At 35.9% G+C, this 18,048-nt stretch carries 19 protein-coding genes; 8 read left to right on the top strand and 11 right to left on the bottom strand.

The features are described 5' to 3' along the window. Positions 1-17 precede the first annotated feature (17 nt). Together opuFB and NSS81_RS09725 are read right to left on the bottom strand one after the other, a co-directional pair. On the bottom strand, positions 18-1,535 hold the full coding sequence (gene opuFB / locus NSS81_RS09730; protein WP_342433300.1) for an osmoprotectant update ABC transporter permease/substrate-binding subunit OpuFB: 1,518 nt from the start codon (positions 1,533-1,535) through the stop codon (positions 18-20). Further along, complete coding sequence (locus tag NSS81_RS09725; protein WP_342433299.1) at positions 1,528-2,496, bottom strand: ABC transporter ATP-binding protein; 969 nt, start codon at positions 2,494-2,496, stop codon at positions 1,528-1,530. The genes opuFB and NSS81_RS09725 overlap by 8 nt, the downstream gene beginning before the upstream one ends. A 415-nt stretch (positions 2,497-2,911) precedes the next feature. On the opposite strand from NSS81_RS09725, the gene NSS81_RS09720 reads away from it, so the two are divergent. From NSS81_RS09720 to NSS81_RS09705, 4 genes are all read left to right on the top strand, one after another. Next, positions 2,912-3,952 carry a serine hydrolase domain-containing protein gene (locus NSS81_RS09720; protein WP_342433298.1) on the top strand — a complete coding sequence of 347 codons (1,041 nt, stop codon included), beginning with the start codon at positions 2,912-2,914 and terminating at the stop codon, positions 3,950-3,952. A gap of 27 nt (positions 3,953-3,979) precedes the next feature. Then, the gene (locus tag NSS81_RS09715; RefSeq protein ID WP_342433297.1) at positions 3,980-4,276 is read left to right on the top strand and encodes an N-acetyltransferase; all 297 of its coding nucleotides are present in this window, start codon (positions 3,980-3,982) and stop codon (positions 4,274-4,276) included. A gap of 273 nt (positions 4,277-4,549) precedes the next feature. Then, positions 4,550-4,714, top strand: coding sequence for a serine kinase (locus NSS81_RS09710; RefSeq protein ID WP_342433296.1), 165 nt, complete (start codon positions 4,550-4,552; stop codon positions 4,712-4,714). 149 nt (positions 4,715-4,863) lie between these two features. Beyond that, positions 4,864-5,001: a hypothetical protein gene (locus tag NSS81_RS09705; protein WP_342433295.1), complete on the top strand. Its 138-nt coding sequence runs from the start codon at positions 4,864-4,866 to the stop codon at positions 4,999-5,001. Between the two features lie 265 nt (positions 5,002-5,266). On the opposite strand, the gene NSS81_RS09700 is transcribed toward NSS81_RS09705, so the two are convergent. Both NSS81_RS09700 and NSS81_RS09695 read right to left on the bottom strand, forming a co-directional pair. Then, positions 5,267-5,578 carry a hypothetical protein gene (locus tag NSS81_RS09700; RefSeq protein ID WP_342433294.1) on the bottom strand — a complete coding sequence of 104 codons (312 nt, stop codon included), beginning with the start codon at positions 5,576-5,578 and terminating at the stop codon, positions 5,267-5,269. A 617-nt stretch (positions 5,579-6,195) separates the two neighbouring features. Beyond that, positions 6,196-6,987 carry a LysM peptidoglycan-binding domain-containing protein gene (locus NSS81_RS09695; protein WP_342433293.1) on the bottom strand — a complete coding sequence of 264 codons (792 nt, stop codon included), beginning with the start codon at positions 6,985-6,987 and terminating at the stop codon, positions 6,196-6,198. 341 nt (positions 6,988-7,328) lie between these two features. On the opposite strand from NSS81_RS09695, the gene NSS81_RS09690 reads away from it, so the two are divergent. Continuing rightward, the gene (locus tag NSS81_RS09690; RefSeq protein ID WP_342433292.1) at positions 7,329-8,123 is read left to right on the top strand and encodes a hypothetical protein; all 795 of its coding nucleotides are present in this window, start codon (positions 7,329-7,331) and stop codon (positions 8,121-8,123) included. An 839-nt stretch (positions 8,124-8,962) separates the two neighbouring features. Here the strand turns inward: NSS81_RS09690 and ahpF are convergent. Beyond that, the gene (gene ahpF, locus NSS81_RS09685; RefSeq protein ID WP_342433291.1) at positions 8,963-10,492 is read right to left on the bottom strand and encodes an alkyl hydroperoxide reductase subunit F; all 1,530 of its coding nucleotides are present in this window, start codon (positions 10,490-10,492) and stop codon (positions 8,963-8,965) included. Between the two features lie 12 nt (positions 10,493-10,504). Beyond that, the gene (gene ahpC / locus NSS81_RS09680) at positions 10,505-11,068 is read right to left on the bottom strand and encodes an alkyl hydroperoxide reductase subunit C (RefSeq protein ID WP_342433290.1); all 564 of its coding nucleotides are present in this window, start codon (positions 11,066-11,068) and stop codon (positions 10,505-10,507) included. Between the two features lie 307 nt (positions 11,069-11,375). On the opposite strand from ahpC, the gene lepB reads away from it, so the two are divergent. Further along, complete coding sequence (gene lepB, locus NSS81_RS09675) at positions 11,376-11,924, top strand: signal peptidase I (RefSeq protein ID WP_342433289.1); 549 nt, start codon at positions 11,376-11,378, stop codon at positions 11,922-11,924. A gap of 1,005 nt (positions 11,925-12,929) precedes the next feature. Here the strand turns inward: lepB and NSS81_RS09670 are convergent. The 5 genes from NSS81_RS09670 to NSS81_RS09650 all read right to left on the bottom strand — a co-directional run bounded on the left by NSS81_RS09670 (position 12,930) and on the right by NSS81_RS09650 (position 15,720). Next, on the bottom strand, positions 12,930-13,442 hold the full coding sequence (locus tag NSS81_RS09670; RefSeq protein WP_342433288.1) for a DinB family protein: 513 nt from the start codon (positions 13,440-13,442) through the stop codon (positions 12,930-12,932). A gap of 431 nt (positions 13,443-13,873) precedes the next feature. Continuing rightward, positions 13,874-14,260, bottom strand: coding sequence for a YmaF family protein (locus NSS81_RS09665; RefSeq protein WP_342433287.1), 387 nt, complete (start codon positions 14,258-14,260; stop codon positions 13,874-13,876). A gap of 262 nt (positions 14,261-14,522) precedes the next feature. Continuing rightward, positions 14,523-14,723: a hypothetical protein gene (locus NSS81_RS09660; RefSeq protein ID WP_342433286.1), complete on the bottom strand. Its 201-nt coding sequence runs from the start codon at positions 14,721-14,723 to the stop codon at positions 14,523-14,525. 121 nt (positions 14,724-14,844) lie between these two features. Beyond that, positions 14,845-14,970 carry a YjcZ family sporulation protein gene (locus NSS81_RS09655; protein WP_342433285.1) on the bottom strand — a complete coding sequence of 42 codons (126 nt, stop codon included), beginning with the start codon at positions 14,968-14,970 and terminating at the stop codon, positions 14,845-14,847. 339 nt (positions 14,971-15,309) lie between these two features. Then, positions 15,310-15,720: a hypothetical protein gene (locus tag NSS81_RS09650; protein ID WP_342433284.1), complete on the bottom strand. Its 411-nt coding sequence runs from the start codon at positions 15,718-15,720 to the stop codon at positions 15,310-15,312. Positions 15,721-16,143: 423 nt separating this feature from the next. On the opposite strand from NSS81_RS09650, the gene NSS81_RS09645 reads away from it, so the two are divergent. Then, on the top strand, positions 16,144-16,959 hold the full coding sequence (locus NSS81_RS09645) for an undecaprenyl-diphosphate phosphatase (RefSeq protein WP_342433283.1): 816 nt from the start codon (positions 16,144-16,146) through the stop codon (positions 16,957-16,959). Positions 16,960-17,055: 96 nt separating this feature from the next. Continuing rightward, a complete protein-coding gene (locus NSS81_RS09640) occupies positions 17,056-17,823 on the top strand; it encodes an alpha/beta hydrolase (RefSeq protein ID WP_342433282.1) in 768 nt (255 codons plus the stop codon). The last annotated feature ends 225 nt before the right edge of the window (positions 17,824-18,048 follow it).

Below are 18,048 nucleotides of genomic sequence, written 5' to 3'. Positions count from 1 at the left end.
ACCGTCCCCATATTTTTTTATTTTAATAAACCTTCTTTTTCTAAGTAGTCTTTGGCTACTTCAAATGGACTGCTTTCTTCTACATTTACTTTATAGTTCATTTCTCTCATTTCATCGTCACTTATTTTCCCTGCAAGCTTATTTAATGTTTCTTTAATTTCAGGATACTGTTCGACTGTTTCTTTTCTTAACAAAGGTGCACCCTGATAGGGAGGAAATAAATGCTTATCGTCTTCTAAAACAGAAAGTTGGTATTGTCTTAACTCACTATCTGTGGAATAGGCATCAACTAAATGAATATCTCCTGTTTCAATTGCACCGTACCGAAGTTTTGGCTCCATCGTGACTAGATTTGCGAAATGTATTCCATAAAGTTTTTGGATGCCACGATAACCATCCTCCCGATCTGAAAATTCTAATGTAAAACCTACCTTGATTTCATTTTCTACACTTTTTAAATCAGAAATGGTTTTTAAATCATATTCTGCTGCTATTTTGTTTGGGACGGCTAAAGCATATGTATTGTTAAATATCATGGGTGATAGCAATTCCATATCGAATTTTTCCAGCATTCCTTCTTTCGCCTGTTTATATACTTGCTCACTGTCCGTGCTAGTAGCCGTTTCCTGTAAAAATTCAGATATAGCTGTTCCAGTAAACTCTGGATATATATCAATACTTTCTGATTTTAAGGCATTGAATACAAAAGAGGTTTTTCCCAGTCCCGTTTTTAATTCAACATTTAAATCTGTTTCATTTTCAATAAGTAATTTGTACATGTTAATTAATATCTCTGGCTCCGAACCAAGTTTCCCTGCAATGATAATCTCTTTTTCCTGATTGTTCATAACAAGTGGTGTAATCAAGATGAAACAAGCCAATACCACAATGGAACTGATTGTTATCATTGAGTTCTTATAGGACAAGTGTTCAAATCTTTTGAGTAGAAAATCAAAAACAAGTGCCAATAAAGCTGCCGGTATTGCACCTAGTACGATTAATGCCGTATTGTTTCGATCAATTCCTAATAGAATAATATCACCTAATCCACCTGCCCCGATTAGTGCTGCAAGCGTTGCAGTCCCGACTATTAGAACCATTGCTGTACGAATACCGGCCATGATAACAGGCATGGCTAGAGGTAGTTCAACTTTTACTAATCTTTTCCGATTATTCATCCCCATTGCTCTAGCAGCTTCTATTAACGAAGAATCTACTTCTTTAATACCAGTATAAGTATTTCTTAGTATAGGAAGTAATGCATAAACAACTAATGCAATAATAGCGGGAACCTTTCCTATTCCAAATAAAGGAATCAGGAGTCCGAGAAGTGCTAAAGATGGGATGGTTTGCAAGACAGCTGTTATACCGATAATACCTTCAGCCACTTTTTTCTTTTTGGTCAAATAAATACCTAGTGGGATCGCGATAACAACTGCAAATAAAAGGGCCACAAGGGAAATTTGGATATGCTCCAACAGAGCACTGACAAGCTGGCCTTGCCTTTCTTTAAAAACATTGCTGAAATTATCCATTTGCGCTCCCTCTTTCTTGCAGATTTTGAGCTAAATATTTGATGACCACTTGTCTATTGAGGATACCAATAATTTCACCATTTTTATCAACAGCTAGTTCTTCATGTTCCGTCAATTTTTCTAAAATTTCCTCTAAAGACGTAGAAACTGGAATCATACATGAAAGAGTTTGTGAAATATCCCCTTCATGTATTGGTTGTACTATTTCTTCTAGTTTTAGAACCGCTTTTAATCCTACGTGCTGATTTCCGACAAAATCTCTGACAAAATGATTAGCAGGGTTACTGACAATTTCATTCGGTGTTCCTACCTGTACAACTTTTCCATCTTTCATCACACAGATCCTGTCAGCTAATTTTAGTGCCTCCTGGATATCATGTGTAACAAAAATGGTTGTTTTCTTAATATTTTTTTGAAGTTTTTTGATATCATCCTGAAGCTTTTCACGACTAATCGGATCAAGTGCGCTAAAAGGCTCATCCATTAAAATAATTTCAGGATCGGCAGCTAATGCCCGGATGACACCTATTCTTTGTTGTTGACCTCCTGATAGTTCAATAGGTTTTCTATTGAGGTAGGTTTTAGGATCTAAGCCCACCATATCTAAAAGCTCAATAACTCGTAGTTTTGTTTTTTCGCGGCTCCATTTCTTCAATTCAGGAACGATCGAAATATTTTCTTCAATCGTCATATGTGGAAAAAGAGCAATTTGTTGAAGTACATAGCCAATATTCCATCTTAACTCATGGATGTCAAATTCACTTATTTTTTTACCATTAATGAAAATCGTCCCGTCAGATAAAGGGATTAATCGGTTAACCATTTTAAGTGTGGTGGTTTTACCACATCCGCTTGGTCCGATAATGACAAAAAATTCCCCTTGTTTAATTTCGAGGTTTACGGAATCAACAGCAGTGGTCCCGTCTGTGTATCTTTTTGATACATTCTCAAATTTAATCATTTCCTCCATTACCCCTTATACTTTCGTTTCATGAAAACAGCCAAATTCTCCGGTTTATTTCCTGTATTCAATTGATATGTAACACAACGGGGCAGGTTAATTCAACAAGATAGGCTTGAAAATGATTATTTTTTACGTGGAAACTTTTTTAAAGAAAATGACATAAAAGGGGCTGCCTTTAAATACTGTTTCGCACAGTTTGACTAATTATTGTTTTTTTCCGAACTTGAAAGGACAAGGTAATTGTTCTTCAACTACCGGTGTGCAAGAGTTTAACAAGGGGTTGCTGGGGCAATCCTTTTTCTTATTCGACTAACCAGGAGGGTTAATTAAAGAAAAATTATTCCAAATACATAAAATGGAACGTACATTCGTGTTACGATGTTATTGATAGCACTATTGTAGGGGGATAAATATGAAATTAAAAAATAACAACATAGAAGAACAAATGAAACATTATAATGTGATAGGTTTAAGTATTACATTGCTTGAGAACGGTCAAATTAGCGGAACAGAAAATTACGGTTTACTAGAGGCAGAAAGCGATAGAAAAGTAAATGAAAATTCTATTTTTAGTGCGTGTTCCATTAGCAAGTTCTTAACAGGAATGATTGCTTTAAAGCTAGTAGAGGAAGGACTTCTTGATTTAGATGAGGATATTAATAAAAGACTTGTATCGTGGAAAGTACCAGAAAATGAATTCACTAAAAATAAAAGCGTTACATTGAGAAACTTACTTAGTCATCAATCTGGAATTATGGAACCTGAAGGTAGTTTTTCTGAATTAAATTCAAAAATAGGGATTCCTTCGATGGTTGAATTATTAGAGGGAAAAACTCCTTATTGTAAAGCTCCTACTAAAGTACAGTGTGAACCAGAGAGTGAATTTCACTATTCTGATACAGGTTTTTGTGTTGTTCAGCAACTAATGGAAGATGTTACTGAAAAGCCGTTTTATCAAATGGTGAATGAGTTAATATTTAAGCCATTAGGGATGAAAAATAGCCATTTAAATACTACAACAATGTTAGAGATGGATAAAAAAGAATTCTCTTGTGGTCATAATAAAAACGGTGAATTGGTAGATGGAAAGTATCCTATATATCCTTACCCAGCAGCATCTGGATTATGGACAACTTCTTTAGATTTAGCTCGATTAGTTCTTGAACTACTGAATGCTCTAAAAGGAGAAAGTAAAATTGGCATTTCAGAAAGATTAGCAAAAGAAATGATAACACCGCAAAAAGGTAAGAGTTGGACTGGATTAGGTGTGTTTCTTGAAGGTTCTGAAAAAGAATTAGAAATTACATCACTCGGTTGGGGGGTAGGCTTTCAATGTATGATGGTAGCATTTTCACACATAGAAAAAGGGGCAGTTATCATGACGAATGCAGAATTAGGTGTTCATCAAATGGAAGGAATTATAGGAGAGATATATAAATCTCTTATGTCTTAAAAAGCGTTATTTTAAGGTGGCAGAAAGATGCAAATAGCTTTAGCAAATCCAACTCATATATCTGAAGTTGTGACTTTCTTCAATGAAAATTTAGATAGTAATAACAGTGCAGTTTATTATGAAGAGTTTTTATGTCCTCTTGGAATTAAAGCAGCCATAAGAAGAAAGCAAATGATAGTGTCAACAGTAAAAGGTCAAGTAGTGGGAGCATTTCGGTCTTACCGAAAAAAAACACAAAACAAAATTTCTTTATATCAATTTGCGATAAGCGGTGTTTATCGTGGTCAAGGGTTGTTAAAAAATGATGTTAAAAACGATAAATGATTTACCTATTGTTGCACTAAGTCCGACTGATTCCGATTTTAATGAATATTATTATAAATCAGGTTGGAATTTACAAGAACAAAGTGACGAGTTCAAAATCCGGGTTTTTAGTAACTCTAATTAAGTTTTGTGAACTTCTTCACTTAAAGTAACGGCGGCATTACTTGAAGATGGAGCTGCCAATGGCGGCTTTTTGTTTATTCAGCTAATGGTCGTTAATTCAAAAAGAACTCGAATTGATTTTATGGTCGGGCTAGGAGGATTAGAAAGATTTTGAAATTATTTTTTGCTATTTTACTTATTTTGTTTGGGAGTTTTTTAATTGGATTAACAATTGATAGCTTTGGCAATACAGGTAATTTTATTATGCATATAATAGGGATTGGATGTAATTTAGGAGCTATTTTCATCGCAAGAAGCAAGAAAGATAACCAATAATATTTTTAAACAAACGGGTGCAAGAGCTTTAGATCTAGTTGCCATTAAAGACAGCTTTCTTATTGCTAAAGAAGCAGGTTGTTCAACAAATCTTAATGAATAGTGTACAATAAATAATAACGAACGTATGTTTTTTTAGGGGGAGAAAAATGAAGAAAGCACTACTGGTTATAGACGTTCAAAATGGAATGTTTCAAGAAGATAATGTCGTCTTTAAAGGGGAAAGAATGCAACAAAATTTAAAAGATTTAATCGTGCCGGTTATGGTGACGGAGTTTACGAAGTGAAAGTAAAATATAACATTTCAAAAAAGGTTGTTGGAGTGATGATTGACTTTGTAGATGAGGAATAATGCTATTCACCAACGAGCAGTGAAATACACCTTTGTTTAGCATACGGGGGCAAGAGTTGAAGAATGGTATGTCATAGAATTGACGTAAGCATGATGTTGAAGAAACTAATAATATTACTGAAGATTTTAAGTAAAATTTGTCGGGAATTTTCAAAATTTTGTAGAGAAAAGTCAAGTAGTAAGCACCATAAAGTGCTTACCTAACAAACCTCATCCAGAGAAATGATTTTATGCTTTAACTCTTTATTCCAATTTAAAACACCTATTACAAATTGCTCATCTTCTGTTATTGTCGCATATCTGAAATGTTCATCCTCGTTAATAAGGAATGATGTTTCCTGTTTTGCCTCCATCTTTGCAAAGACATCTTCTGTGTAATCAAGTGGTAGAATCTCATCTAATCCTTCTGTTGGTCGCCCAATCCATTGAAACAGGAAATTTTTGATTACATATTGCTCAATCATGGGTAAATTTTTCTTAAATTTTAGCTTATTCACGGATACTGTTTTCACTAAATCGACTCCTCAAATAGTAAGTAAAGTTTATACTTTAAAATACCTGACTTCAACGGTATTGTTGTTACATGATATTTACATTATGATTTCAAGCCAATGTTAAATATGGGTCCATTGAGTCAATCATTTTTTCTTATTTATAGCCTTCTTTGGAAATCAAAAAATAAGATAACTGTTATTCTAGTGGTTTAAGGTCTGAAGTTTAACTAACTTAATATGACTATGTTGTGGCAATCTTTCGAAATTATATGTACTATTTCATCACCCGATCGTTTAACGCCTTCAGGAATAGCATTTGGGTCAGATATCGGTTTGTTTGCATTAATTAAAGGTAAAGGAACACCTTCTATCAATGCACAACAACATTACATTTTTTTATAGTAAATAAGGTCATTTGTACTACAAAAATAGGATAGATAGAGCATATTTTATCCTGCTCATCTATCCTATTTAATTTATCCCTATAATGTCCGACATTAAATAAGAATGCAATGTTGTTAATGGCTTCAATTAATATCTTGACTTTTAATAAAATTTCAGGATCTGCACGTTTTTTTTGTAAAAACAACACTACATTCCCTAATAGAATAGGTTTTGTAGTGTAGTTAAAAAATTTAGTTTAATATTGTCACCTTTACTTGTTTTCTTCCAAAATTGATTGCCTCTTGTTTAGAAGGGATAAAGACATCAATTTTATTTCCTTTAATGGCACCGCCAGTATCTCCAGCGATTGCTTCTCCATAGCCTTCTACATAAACTTTACTGCCGAGCGGTATAACAGATGGGTCAACGGAAATGACCTTTTGATTTGGGTTTGCTAGTAGGTCAATTCCAGTAGCAGTAATACCAGAGCAGCCTTCGCATGAAGCCGTATAGGCTGTAGCTTCTACTATTATTTCCTTTGAACTAGGTGCTGTGGCTTCCACTGCAGTTGCGCTTTCGGCTGGTGATGGAGCCGGGGCTTCAACTGCAGGAGCAGGTGCGCTTTCAGTCGGTGTTTGTGCTGCTGGCTGTACTGGTTTTTCTGTAAGAGAAATAGTGGTATTGTTAAATCCTTCAAAGATTACTAGATTTAATCCAGGATGGATGAGATCGCTATGCAGTTGGTTCCATTCTTTAATTTGCGAAACGGTTACCTGATGATCAATCGAAATCTCCCATAATGTGTCGCCTTGTTTGACGGTATGACGTTTTTCAGGGGTAACGGTTAGTACATCCCCAGGGTGAATAAGGTCTGATGTGAGATGATTTAACTTTTGGATATTTTCTACTGACATATTATTTGCGCGTGACAGAGCCCAAAGGGTATCCCCTTTTTGTACTGTAATTGAAGCCGCTTGTACATTAGCACTTACAGTTACTGAGATTACAGCAACTGCTAAAATAGATATTACTTTCTTAAGCATTCTTTTACCCTCCATGTTCTCTGGTTGCTAATTTTTAATAATCGTAACATAGAATTTTCTGAGAAAAAGAACAAGGAGGTGTTAATTCGATTACATCCGTGGCATTCATATTGCAATAACATTTCTGAAAATAGAGTAATAATCAGATTTGGATCCTATTCAATAGATAGGATATTGGAAACTTATCCCTATTTACATATTGGAATAGATTCGTTAATATATGTAACTAGTAGTAATGTTTTTCCATTTATTTGTTAATGTATCATTTAAAGGAAAAAAACAGTTGTATAAAAATGATTACTGTATGAAAACTTTTATGACAACATAAAGGAAATACTAAAATGAAAATAATGATGAGACTTCATATTGTTTATTATTTCTGCCTATTACTATTTATTCTAACGATTCCGCACCAATCAACAGATGCGAATATCTTTAAACTAGTATTGTTTTTAATAACTATCGGAATGTTTATCTTTTTATGTACGTTTTACATTGTACTATCCTTTAATAAAAAAATAAGGGCTGGAAGGAAATACTCCAATATTAATGTAGGAATCATGTGTTGTGGGATTATTTTATTCCTTACCCTTGGCCATGTGATTTACACAAAATGGAACACAATGCTATTACCGATATCTATTTTTATTATTCTCTTTGTCGCTTCGAATATACTAAACTATAAAATAAAAAAAATAGTAGAAGAGCACCAGTTTGATCTTATGAAGGAAGTCAAATTGTTTTATAAAATGGGTCAAGCATTGGATGGAACGCCAATCAATAATGCCATTTCTAGACTTGACTATATGTTTTATGCCTTTTGCATTGCTGTATTTATTGCAGAGGATATCTTGATATTTGTTGGGGTTGTTGGGATAATTTTGATTTTATCGACAAAATATTTACAGGCACTAAAGGCGGAATTTTTGAAGAGCGGATTAATTTCAGCAAAGGAAACCAATCTATCCCTCGGTAGCTATTATTTCTTTTATTTGCTTTCGATTGTTTGGACAACTTTTATCCCGAATCTTTCTACATTGTTAGTTGGAGCACTTAGTTTATTGGGGATTAAAATCTATATTCGTAGAATTGCTGAAAAAGTTTATGAGGAAAAAATGGTTGATTGGGAGATTTAAATGAATATTATTACCTGCAAAAAAAAGGTTGGGCAGCTTTCGTAACGGGTTCCGTTACCTATCGCAAATATTAATAATATTAACTAAAATAGGTATCAATTTGTATATGAATTTGACACTCATTTTTTTATTGGTATATAGCGATTTGTACGGAATTTCCTTTAAAATTTGCATAGGAAAATGCACACTGCTCTAAATAAGAAAAAATCCAAAGATTTGGATAATATAAGCGGAAAAACTCCCCTTATTTTTAAGGAAATATGGGTATTTCCCAATTTAGCCGGAATTTTACTTTTATTTTTCATACGCAGTGCAATCAACATTCAGTTTTAACAGCGCCTAACAAATATTTTCTATATATCAATTTGCAAGTAAAAATGTAGTGTATTTCGCTGAGGTACACTGGCTATTGTACCCCAACATTTTAATATACAAATTGCACTACAAATTCTCCCAAAATAAATATCCAACTCCCTTTATATCAACAAAAATAGACCTCCAAATTACCATACAATTTAGAAGGTCATTTTGCATTACATTTTTAATGTTTGCGATAGTTAGCGGAACCCGTTAACTAAATTGGCTTTCCTTTTTTGCTTTATAAAGAAATACTAGGAAATAGAGCTCTTGCTGTAGGCATTAATGCCCCACTGGTCCAAGAATCAGTTGTAGGATTGTAAATAAAGAAGCTAAGGAGCCGATTCTGCTGGACTTTTATACAACAGTAATGATCGAAACCGTTATTGCCCTAACTAAAAAAACCATGAGAACTGTCCCCTTGAACAAAGAAAGGCGCTTTACTATCAGTCAGATAGCGAAGCGCCTTTCGAAACTTTTATTTAGTTGCGGATGAGGTAGTCGAATGCACTTAATGATGCAGTCGCGCCTGATCCCATTGAAATAATAATCTGCTTATATGCACTATCTGTACAGTCGCCTGCAGCAAACACGCCAGGAACATTTGTAGCGCCATGCTTATCTACTACGATCTCACCGAAGCGGGAACGTTCAATCGTTTCCCCTAACCAATCGGTATTTGGAACTAATCCGATTTGAACAAATACACCTTGTAATTCCACATGATGAACTTCTTCTGTTTCTCGATCCATGTAAGTAATCCCATTAACTTTGTCCGTACCGGTGATTTCTTTTGTTTGAGCGTTTTTAATGACTGTTACATTTGGTAACCCGTAAAGTCGGTCTTGTAGGACAGAGTCTGCTTTTAATTCTGGCGCAAATTCAAGAACCGTTACATGCTTCACGATACCTGCGAGGTCGATGGCTGCTTCAATACCGGAATTACCGCCACCGATAACCGCTACGTGTTTTCCTGCAAAAAGCGGACCATCACAGTGTGGGCAGTATGCTACACCTTTGTTCTTAAACTCGGCTTCACCCGGTACGCCAACATTACGCCAGCGGGCACCTGTAGAAACGATAACGGTTTTACTCTTTAGAACCGCGCCGTTTTCAAGTTCAAGTTCAACGAAGTCCTTCTTTTCAAGACGTTTTGCGCGCTGCAAATTCATGACATCCACGCCATATTCTTTCACGTGTTCTTCAAGGCTGGCTACGAGCTTAGGACCTTCCGTATATTTCATACTTATGAAGTTCTCAATGCCCATGGTGTCCATCACTTGACCGCCAAAGCGTTCAGCGACAATTCCTGTACGAATGCCTTTGCGTGCCGCATAGATGGCTGCACTTGCACCAGCTGGTCCACCACCAACAACAAGCACATCGTATGGATCTTTATCAGCAAATTCTGATGCGTCGGGAGCGTTCCCCATTTTGGCGAGGATCTCCTCAAGCGTCATCCGGCCGCTGCCAAAGGATTCCCCATTAAGGAAAACCGTTGGTACTGCCATGATGTCCTTGCTTTCCACTTCTTCTTTGAAAGCTGCGCCGTCAATCATGGAATGAGAAATGCCAGGGTTGAGAATGCTCATGATATTCAATGCTTGGACAACATCCGGACAGTTTTGACAGCTTAGGCTGATGTAAGATTCAAAGTGATATTCGCCTTTTATGGCTTTAATTTGATCGATTACCTTCTGATCCACTTTAGGAGCTCTTCCGCTAACCTGCAGCAGAGCCAATATTAATGATGTAAATTCGTGTCCTAGAGGGATACCAGCAAAAGTAACCCCAGTGTCTTCGCCGACACGATTTACACTAAAGCTTGGTGTTCTCTGTAATTCTGTTTTCTCTACCTTAATGTTGGTTGACATAGTAGCCAATTCGTCTACTAAAACCAGCATGTCGCGAGAAACGTCATCGGTTCCTGCGCTAACTTTGAGAAGGATATCTCCCTCCATAAGTTCAAGATATTGGGATAACTGTGCTTTTATATCTGCATCTAGTAACATGTAATCTACTCCTTAAATTTTTCCTACAAGGTCAAGGCTTGGCTTAAGTGTTTCAGAACCTTCTTGCCATTTAGCCGGGCAAACTTCACCTGGATTGTTTCTAACATATTGTGCTGCTTTAATCTTGTTAACAAGAGTGCTTGCATCACGGCCGATGCCGTCTGCATTAATTTCAACCGCTTGTACAATACCATCTGGATCGATGATGAAAGTACCACGTTGTGCAAGACCTTCTTCTTCATCTAGTACGTCAAAGCTGCGAGAGATCTTTTGTGAAGGGTCGCCAATCATAATGTATTCGATTTTGCCGATTGTTTCGGAATTATCGTGCCATGCTTTATGTGTAAAATGGGTATCTGTTGAAACAGAATATACTTCTACTCCAAGATCTTTCAAAGTTGAATATTCGTTTTGCAAGTCTTCTAACTCAGTTGGGCATACGAAAGTGAAATCTGCAGGGTAAAAGCAAACGACACTCCATTTACCTTTCATGTTTTCTTCAGATACAGTGATAAAATCACCGTTAAAATAAGCTTTTGCTGTGAATGGTTGAACTTCTTTTCCTATTAATGACATAATCAATTTCCTCCTAAGGTGTATATTTGCTATGATAATGATTAACAGCAAATATTAATAATTAAATTATAATAATTCTAATACAATGTTTATTATCATATAAAATCAATTGTATTGTCAACAGAAAAGTTTCACTTTTTTGGGTTTATTGTCGATTCATAGGTTAACATGAGGAGATTTTGAGCCAAGGGGACGGTTCTTGAACCTTCTAGTTGGATAATAACGGTGAACTAAATCTTGTTAATATTCCATGGCATAGGATAGGATTAATATATATCAAAATGAAAATGATGATAGGAGGAAAATTATGAAAGAAAGTACAAAAGGAGAAATTTTTTCTTTGGTAAAATCAGTTGCATTTGCTTTCATCATCGCTATGATTTGTAGACAATTTCTTTTCACACCTACAACTGTACTTGGAGCCTCTATGTCACCTACCTTTCAAGATAAAGATAGAGTGGTAGTAAGTAAAACGTCTGAAATTGAACGATTTGATGTGATTGTGTTCGATGCACCAGATATGGAAGGTGAACACTATATTAAAAGGGTAATAGGTCTTCCTGGGGATCGTATTGAGATGAAAGATGATGTGCTTTATATTAATGGAGAAGCACTAGAAGAACCATATTTAATAGAAAATATAGAAGATAATCCATTTAATAAACTGACAGAGGACTTTTCATTGCAAGAAAAAACTGGAGAATCCCTAGTTCCTAAAGACATGTTATTTGTGATGGGGGATAATCGTTTAAAGAGTAGGGATAGCAGAACTTTCGGACTTGTCTCCTACGACGCGGTTATTGGAGAAGTGAAATTTCGATTTTATCCATTTAAAGAAATCGGCATACCTAAATAATAGGATTTTAATAAAAGCAGAAGAAGGATTATTGAAACAATAAAATCAACGCTCAGAAGGATAATTTAAAGGGTTCACTTTAGAGGTGCATGACCTCGTTTTGACAGCGCAAATGACAGTAAATGTGGCAAAGAATAGATAAAGTAAAGAGTTTCTAAATGAATTAAAATGGCACTCGTTTTTTACGTATATAGACCAATGTTTTTATAATTTTTTGGATTTTTTTGTAAACTTTGTTGTTTCGAAATAATGCAAGCAATAGTAATAAGGCAAAGATGGAATTTCCTCCAGCAAACAAGTTATTGAGCTTTTCATACTTCCGGAAAAACTCGATTTGTGGTTAATTAACTATCGTACCAGCGAAAATCTTTAATAAAAGATTTATTACGCCGATAGCCTAGCATCCCCAGTAGTTATAGGGGATTCATACCGACCAACCCCTTGGAAAAGTCTTAGTCCCGGTCGTTATGGAAGGTTTATAACGCCCGAACCCTCTGAAAAATCTTAGCCCCGGTCGTTATGGAAGGTTTATAACGCCCGAACCCTCTGAAAAATCTTAGTCCCGGTCGTTATGGAAGGTTTATAACGACCGAACCCTCTGAAAAACCTTAGTCCCGGTCGTTATGGAAGGTTTATAACGCCCGGACCTTCTGAAAAATCTTAGTCCCGGTCGTTATGACTTCAAATTGACACTGAATTTGGCATTCAAATTGGTAAGATTTATTCGTTGTACAACAGGTACTGTCATCTAAAAACATCTTGAAAATTTGATGGTCAATTCTACCCAGAACAGGGCTAAAACCTTGATATACTAATAAAAATGGCATGCGTCAATTCGCATGCCATTTCATGTGCCAATTAGCCTTTGTGCACCTTCCAAGTGAACCCTTTAAGGATAATATCTGAGCGTTTTTGTTCGTTAATTGGTATTTTTTTTAGATTTTTCTCCCTATTAACGATATTACTTACCAATAACAAAGGGAGCTTTTCATGGGCTACGCCCTGCTAGTGCCTCGCATCTATAAGTAATTTTATCTCTTTTATTTGTTCTGTGTGTCGTTGTTCATGCAAATATACCTGTTCAATCCATTGGTCAAGAGGTAATTCACCTAAGGCGGGATGCTTAAATGATTTTTCCGCCAATATCGATTGATCCTCTATTGTACTAAGGAAAGTCAGAAACTTTTTTCTCGAATCGTTTAACAAATCAATGATTGGCTGAACTTCAAAGGGCTCTACATCTGGTTCAACGATTTCGGGAGCTTTAAACTTTTTCGTACGATCCAATATTAGATGGGCGTTCTTACGTTCTGTTTGGGTATTATCAACCTTTTTTAATCCCCATGCAATAGCCTTTATTGTTGCCTGTTCCACTAAAACTAAGTGATGACAAACTTGTGCTATACTCCACATGTTCATACCAAGCCTATCGTTAAATTGAGTATAACTTAATGAAGTAATCTCCTTTACTAAGTTATTTCTCGTTTCATACAGATTGTCATTTACTAAATTACTCATGAAATTCTCCCTTCACTACAAAGTAAATATCTAGGTTCCTATTCTGTATATATTCTTGTTGATTACATGTATTCATAAATATGATCTTTTAAGATCTTTATTTAAGCCCTCTCTGTGTACAATGAATCTTGAATGCTGAGGAAGCTTTTTCATCAGGCAGTCTTTTATCCCTACCGCGCTTACGCTTACTAGCCTTGAAGTCTAGTCTGGAAGGAGTACACTTCCAGACTAATAAACGGTCATAGTTTATGAAAAGGTGTACTGTGCGAAACGACCATGAAAATAAGTTTCTTCAAGAATAGGAAAATGACAATACTGAAGAAGACCCTGCTCAATCGTTAAAAAAAGAGGAGTTAGAATGGATTATATCGTGGAAATGTGTATTTAATTTATAATTAACATGGAGGAGGGTGGTAAATTATTAAGATTGTTTAATTACTAGGATTTGTGTTGCCGCTATATTTATGTGAATGAGGATGAGCGCCGTTTACAGTGGTTACTCCGTGAAATTTATGATAATGCCCTCCTTCAGGCAAGGAGACAGCAGGTCCTGTGACTCCTCTAATTTCATGTTTATGCCCATCAATGAAGGAAGTAATCGTAAAATAACGATGTGTATGAGGTACTCCAGTAGGGGCTGGTTCGGTTCTTCCTGCATATCGATGATCATGTCCAGCATTAAAAGAGGTTACTCCTGAGAAGTGATGTCTATGAACAGGTCTGCCATCCCATGAAGTAAGATATAAAACATGTGTATGTTCGGCATCTTGATTTGAACTAGATGATTCGACAATATAACCTGTAACCGGTATTTCCATAAGTTTATTCCACCTTTCTTTTTGAAACTTCAAAGATAATTAATTTCTAAATTAATGTTTCTTCACCAAAAAATATATGGCGAGTTTTCGCATTTTAGACCCATGAGTCCTAATATCTTAGAAGAGAAAGCCGATTACTTTTAAATATTCGAATCTTTTGTTAAAGAAAAAGTTCTTTATAGTCCTATTTTATACAGAAAATAAAAATCCACTTAAGCAAGACTGCAATAAACCATTTGCAAAAAAGTAAATGTGGTTTTTTTTATTTCATAACAGATGTTCTTTCTCTAAAAAAAAAGGCCCGTAGACCTATAGAAACACTGTTTAAATCATTTTCTTTATTAGAATCTGCGTCTTCTTCTCTCGATTTCAAACCGTCTTCTTCTCTCGATTTCAATTTCGATTTCAATAGGGAAAAACCGTCTCCTTCTCCGTCTTCTCCGTCTCCTTCTAAATTCGTCACGAAAAAACAGATCTCTTCGACCAAATCCAAAAAATGGCATTCACTTCTCCCTCCTTTCATTTCAGAATTTTCTATATAACAAAGGGCAGCTTAATTTAACCTGCCCTTTGTTCCGTACAATTTAGTAGCTACTCATAAAAGAAGCTCCTACAATGATCAGTAGAATGAACAATACAACAATTAATACAAAGCTGTTGCTGCTGCCGCCATAACCACCGCCATCGTAGCCACCGCCGTATCCAGACATATTTTTTCACAACCCTTTTATTGGAATATTGATACTATGTATATATATTGTCTAAAGATAAGTTTTGATTGGACAAACATCTTGTTTGAAAAAAATCAGCGATTTTCTTAAACAATTTCTAAAAATAAAAAAGCGTCTGCAATACATGCAAACGCCTCTTTAGAGGTCTTTATATAGGCTGGCGGGCTTAATAATATCCTATGCACTCAGAATAAATCTGCATGGGACAAGTGCTGATTAAAGTAATTTAAGGGTTTTGGCACCACGACTTGTCGAGAATCAACAATAAAAATTAACTTAGCCAATAAATAAAAACACCTTTCTTTTTAAAAAAAGAAACTACTTTTTAAATTTTTTAGTAATTTTACTAAAAAAAGGTGCTACTTCTTTAATTATTGGTTTAAATTGTTTAGATGTAGTGACTAGGGAATCAAAGGTTTCCATAAGCAATCCAATATCAACATTGTTAATGTAATTTTCTATTTTACTCTGAGTGTTTTGTGTCTGTTTCTTTCTTTTTTGATTACCCGAAACATGTTCTTTTCTTCTACGCCCAAAAAACCAATCATTATCGTAATGATTTGATCTGGTATCGAATGATAATTGTTCTTTTTGTTCCAGAAGTTCTTCTGAATTATTTTCGCTTTCTTGGTAAGCTTCTCTAGGTTTACGGTTTCCTAACATTAATCTAGAAAAAGGGTCCATTTCTCTATTCGACTTATGTTTTTCATTATGTTCATTACCCTCCAACAACGTTCCCCTCCTCTCTTTAATACTCATTTAGATAAGCTATGATTAGTTGTGTATTCTTGTGTGGATGCTTGGCCATTATTATTTATGGCTATCAGTATATAGTGGAAAAATCAATTATCAAGGAAAATAATCCCCAATTAAACATATCGTTCTATCCATGGCAGACTAAATACTGGGAAGCCGTTATTTTCATTCGTGAAAAATTTTTGTGTTACTTCTCCAATAACGGGCGGGTAAGTTGAGGAAGAAGGAGAGCCGTTTGAACTTCCACCCAACGACTAAAGTGATGAAAATGCCGACTAATCTATCTGATGTTAGATTAATCGATGGTTTTTCTGATTTCAGTTTAGTATATTTAAAATTAGAAAAGAAGGTCCAACACGCGTTGATCTAAAAATGAGAATTTATAGGGAGGTAACAGTGGGAGAATTAGATATTATATTAATAATCAAAATGATTATTATTGGACTAGTTCAAGGCTTCACAGAACCAATTCCTGTATCATCAAGCGGGCACGTAATGATTGCTAGTGAAATCTTGGGGCTAGGTGAACAAGGATTTACTTTTGCTATATTAACAAATACAGCTTCACTCTTTGCGATACTTTTTATTTATAGAAAAGATATCGCAAGACTTGCAGTAAATTCATTTCTTTATTTGAAAACGAAAAATCTTCGTTATAAGAGTGACTTTCGTTTTGTTTTCTTTATCGTCATTGGCACGATTCCAGCGGGTGTTCTTGGGATATTATTAAGTGACTATATAGCAGAAAGTGTTAGCATGACAACGATTGCGGTGATGCTTTTCGTAACAGGGATTGCCTTATGGTGGATTCGCAATCTGAAAGGTAATAAAGACGAGAGTGATATTACAATGAAGGATGCTTTTATTGTGGGATTAGGACAGGCTGTCGCATTAACACCAGGGATTAGCCGTTCAGGTGCAACCATTATTTCAGCCGTTGCTGTTGGAATGAAACAAGATACGGCACTTCGATTTTCATTTATGTTGTATATTCCCGTGAGCCTCGGAGGAGTTATACTAGGTCTTTCTGATTTTCTAAATGAACCGAATAAAGCAGACTTAGCCATTCCATATTTAGCTGCATTTATTGCCACACTTTTAATGACCTATTTTGCGATGAAGTGGTTTATGGGAATTATGAAAAAAGGGAAGCTGGTTTATTTTACCTATTATTGTTTCTTCGCAGGAGCATTACTTCTAATTTTCTTCTAACGGCTTGGGCACTGCCACCAGTAATAGGCATTCACTTATGTTTCCCTATGTGAGTATCTTATGTTGAGGCTCTTTAATGAAAAGGAGGGAATCGATGTGGGGTACTTTGTTGGTGTAGAATCAGGCGTAAATTTATATGTGGAAGATATAAATCCCGGGGGTAGCAAGACAATCGTATTTTTACATGGTTGGCCATTAAGTCATAAACAGTTTGAGTATCAGTTTAATGTTCTTCCCACTAAGGGATACCGCTGTATTGGGATTGACTGGAGAGGGTTCGGGAAGTCGGATAAACCAATGAGCGGCTACCATTATGACCGGTTGGCCGATGATATTCGCGTCGTAGTGGGTGCACTTCAATTAAACGACTTTATTCTAGCGGGTCACTCCACCGGTGGAGCGATCGCAATTCGTTATATGGCCCGACATAATGGGTACGGAGTATCTAAGCTTGTGCTGATTGATGCTGCAGCCCCTACGGGATTTACACAAGAAACGGCATCTCAACTGCTTGAAGGAGCATTAAATGATAGGCCAAAAATGATGCGGGATGTAACAGACACGTTTTTCTTTCAGTATATAACTGGCCCATTCTCAGACTGGTTTTTTCAATTAGGATTAGAAGCAGCAGGATGGTCAACGGCGGCCATCATCCAAACACTTAGAGATGAGAAGCTTGATGCCGATCTGCCAAAAATAGGTGTCCCGACTGTCATCATTCACGGCGTCCACGACAAAGTGATTCCATTTGCACAAGCACAAGAACTAAACCAAAAAATAAAAAACTCAGTCCTCGTCCCATTTCATTACAGTGGCCATGGACCGTTCTGGGAAGAACGCGATAAATTCAATCAGTTATTTTGAAACATGGAAAACAAAGGGACGGTTCAACCGTCCCCTTGGCCCTTCTGGCGGAATTTGTTAAATGTCGGTTTAACCCAATAATCAGAGGATGAAAAGATACTTCGGTATTGGACTTTTAAAGAATCTGTAACCTTTATCAAAAACAAGCGTTTTCCTTGATAGAATTCCTCAAGATAGGGGCTGATCGACTCTATTTTTTGTTTCGTATCGCCGGGCGATATAACT

The sequence above is a fragment of the Neobacillus sp. FSL H8-0543 genome (genome assembly GCF_038592905.1).
GTDB lineage: Bacteria > Bacillota > Bacilli > Bacillales > Cytobacillaceae > Neobacillus.
Note: the sequence above shows the minus strand (reverse complement) of the source record. Positions and strands in the feature narration are given on the sequence as shown.

Excerpts from the sequence above, each read along its gene's own strand:
- opuFB (WP_342433300.1), bottom strand. The coding sequence starts at position 1,535 with ATGGATAATTTCAGCAATGTTTTTAAAGAAAGGCAAGGCCAGCTTGTC.
- NSS81_RS09725 (WP_342433299.1), bottom strand. The coding sequence starts at position 2,496 with ATGATTAAATTTGAGAATGTATCAAAAAGATACACAGACGGGACCACT.
- NSS81_RS09720 (WP_342433298.1), top strand. The coding sequence starts at position 2,912 with ATGAAATTAAAAAATAACAACATAGAAGAACAAATGAAACATTATAAT.
- NSS81_RS09715 (WP_342433297.1), top strand. The coding sequence starts at position 3,980 with ATGCAAATAGCTTTAGCAAATCCAACTCATATATCTGAAGTTGTGACT.
- NSS81_RS09705 (WP_342433295.1), top strand. The coding sequence starts at position 4,864 with ATGAAGAAAGCACTACTGGTTATAGACGTTCAAAATGGAATGTTTCAA.
- NSS81_RS09695 (WP_342433293.1), bottom strand. The coding sequence starts at position 6,987 with ATGCTTAAGAAAGTAATATCTATTTTAGCAGTTGCTGTAATCTCAGTA.
- NSS81_RS09690 (WP_342433292.1), top strand. The coding sequence starts at position 7,329 with ATGAAAATAATGATGAGACTTCATATTGTTTATTATTTCTGCCTATTA.
- ahpF (WP_342433291.1), bottom strand. The coding sequence starts at position 10,492 with ATGTTACTAGATGCAGATATAAAAGCACAGTTATCCCAATATCTTGAA.
- ahpC (WP_342433290.1), bottom strand. The coding sequence starts at position 11,068 with ATGTCATTAATAGGAAAAGAAGTTCAACCATTCACAGCAAAAGCTTAT.
- lepB (WP_342433289.1), top strand. The coding sequence starts at position 11,376 with ATGAAAGAAAGTACAAAAGGAGAAATTTTTTCTTTGGTAAAATCAGTT.
- NSS81_RS09670 (WP_342433288.1), bottom strand. The coding sequence starts at position 13,442 with ATGAGTAATTTAGTAAATGACAATCTGTATGAAACGAGAAATAACTTA.
- NSS81_RS09665 (WP_342433287.1), bottom strand. The coding sequence starts at position 14,260 with ATGGAAATACCGGTTACAGGTTATATTGTCGAATCATCTAGTTCAAAT.
- NSS81_RS09655 (WP_342433285.1), bottom strand. The coding sequence starts at position 14,970 with ATGTCTGGATACGGCGGTGGCTACGATGGCGGTGGTTATGGCGGCAGC.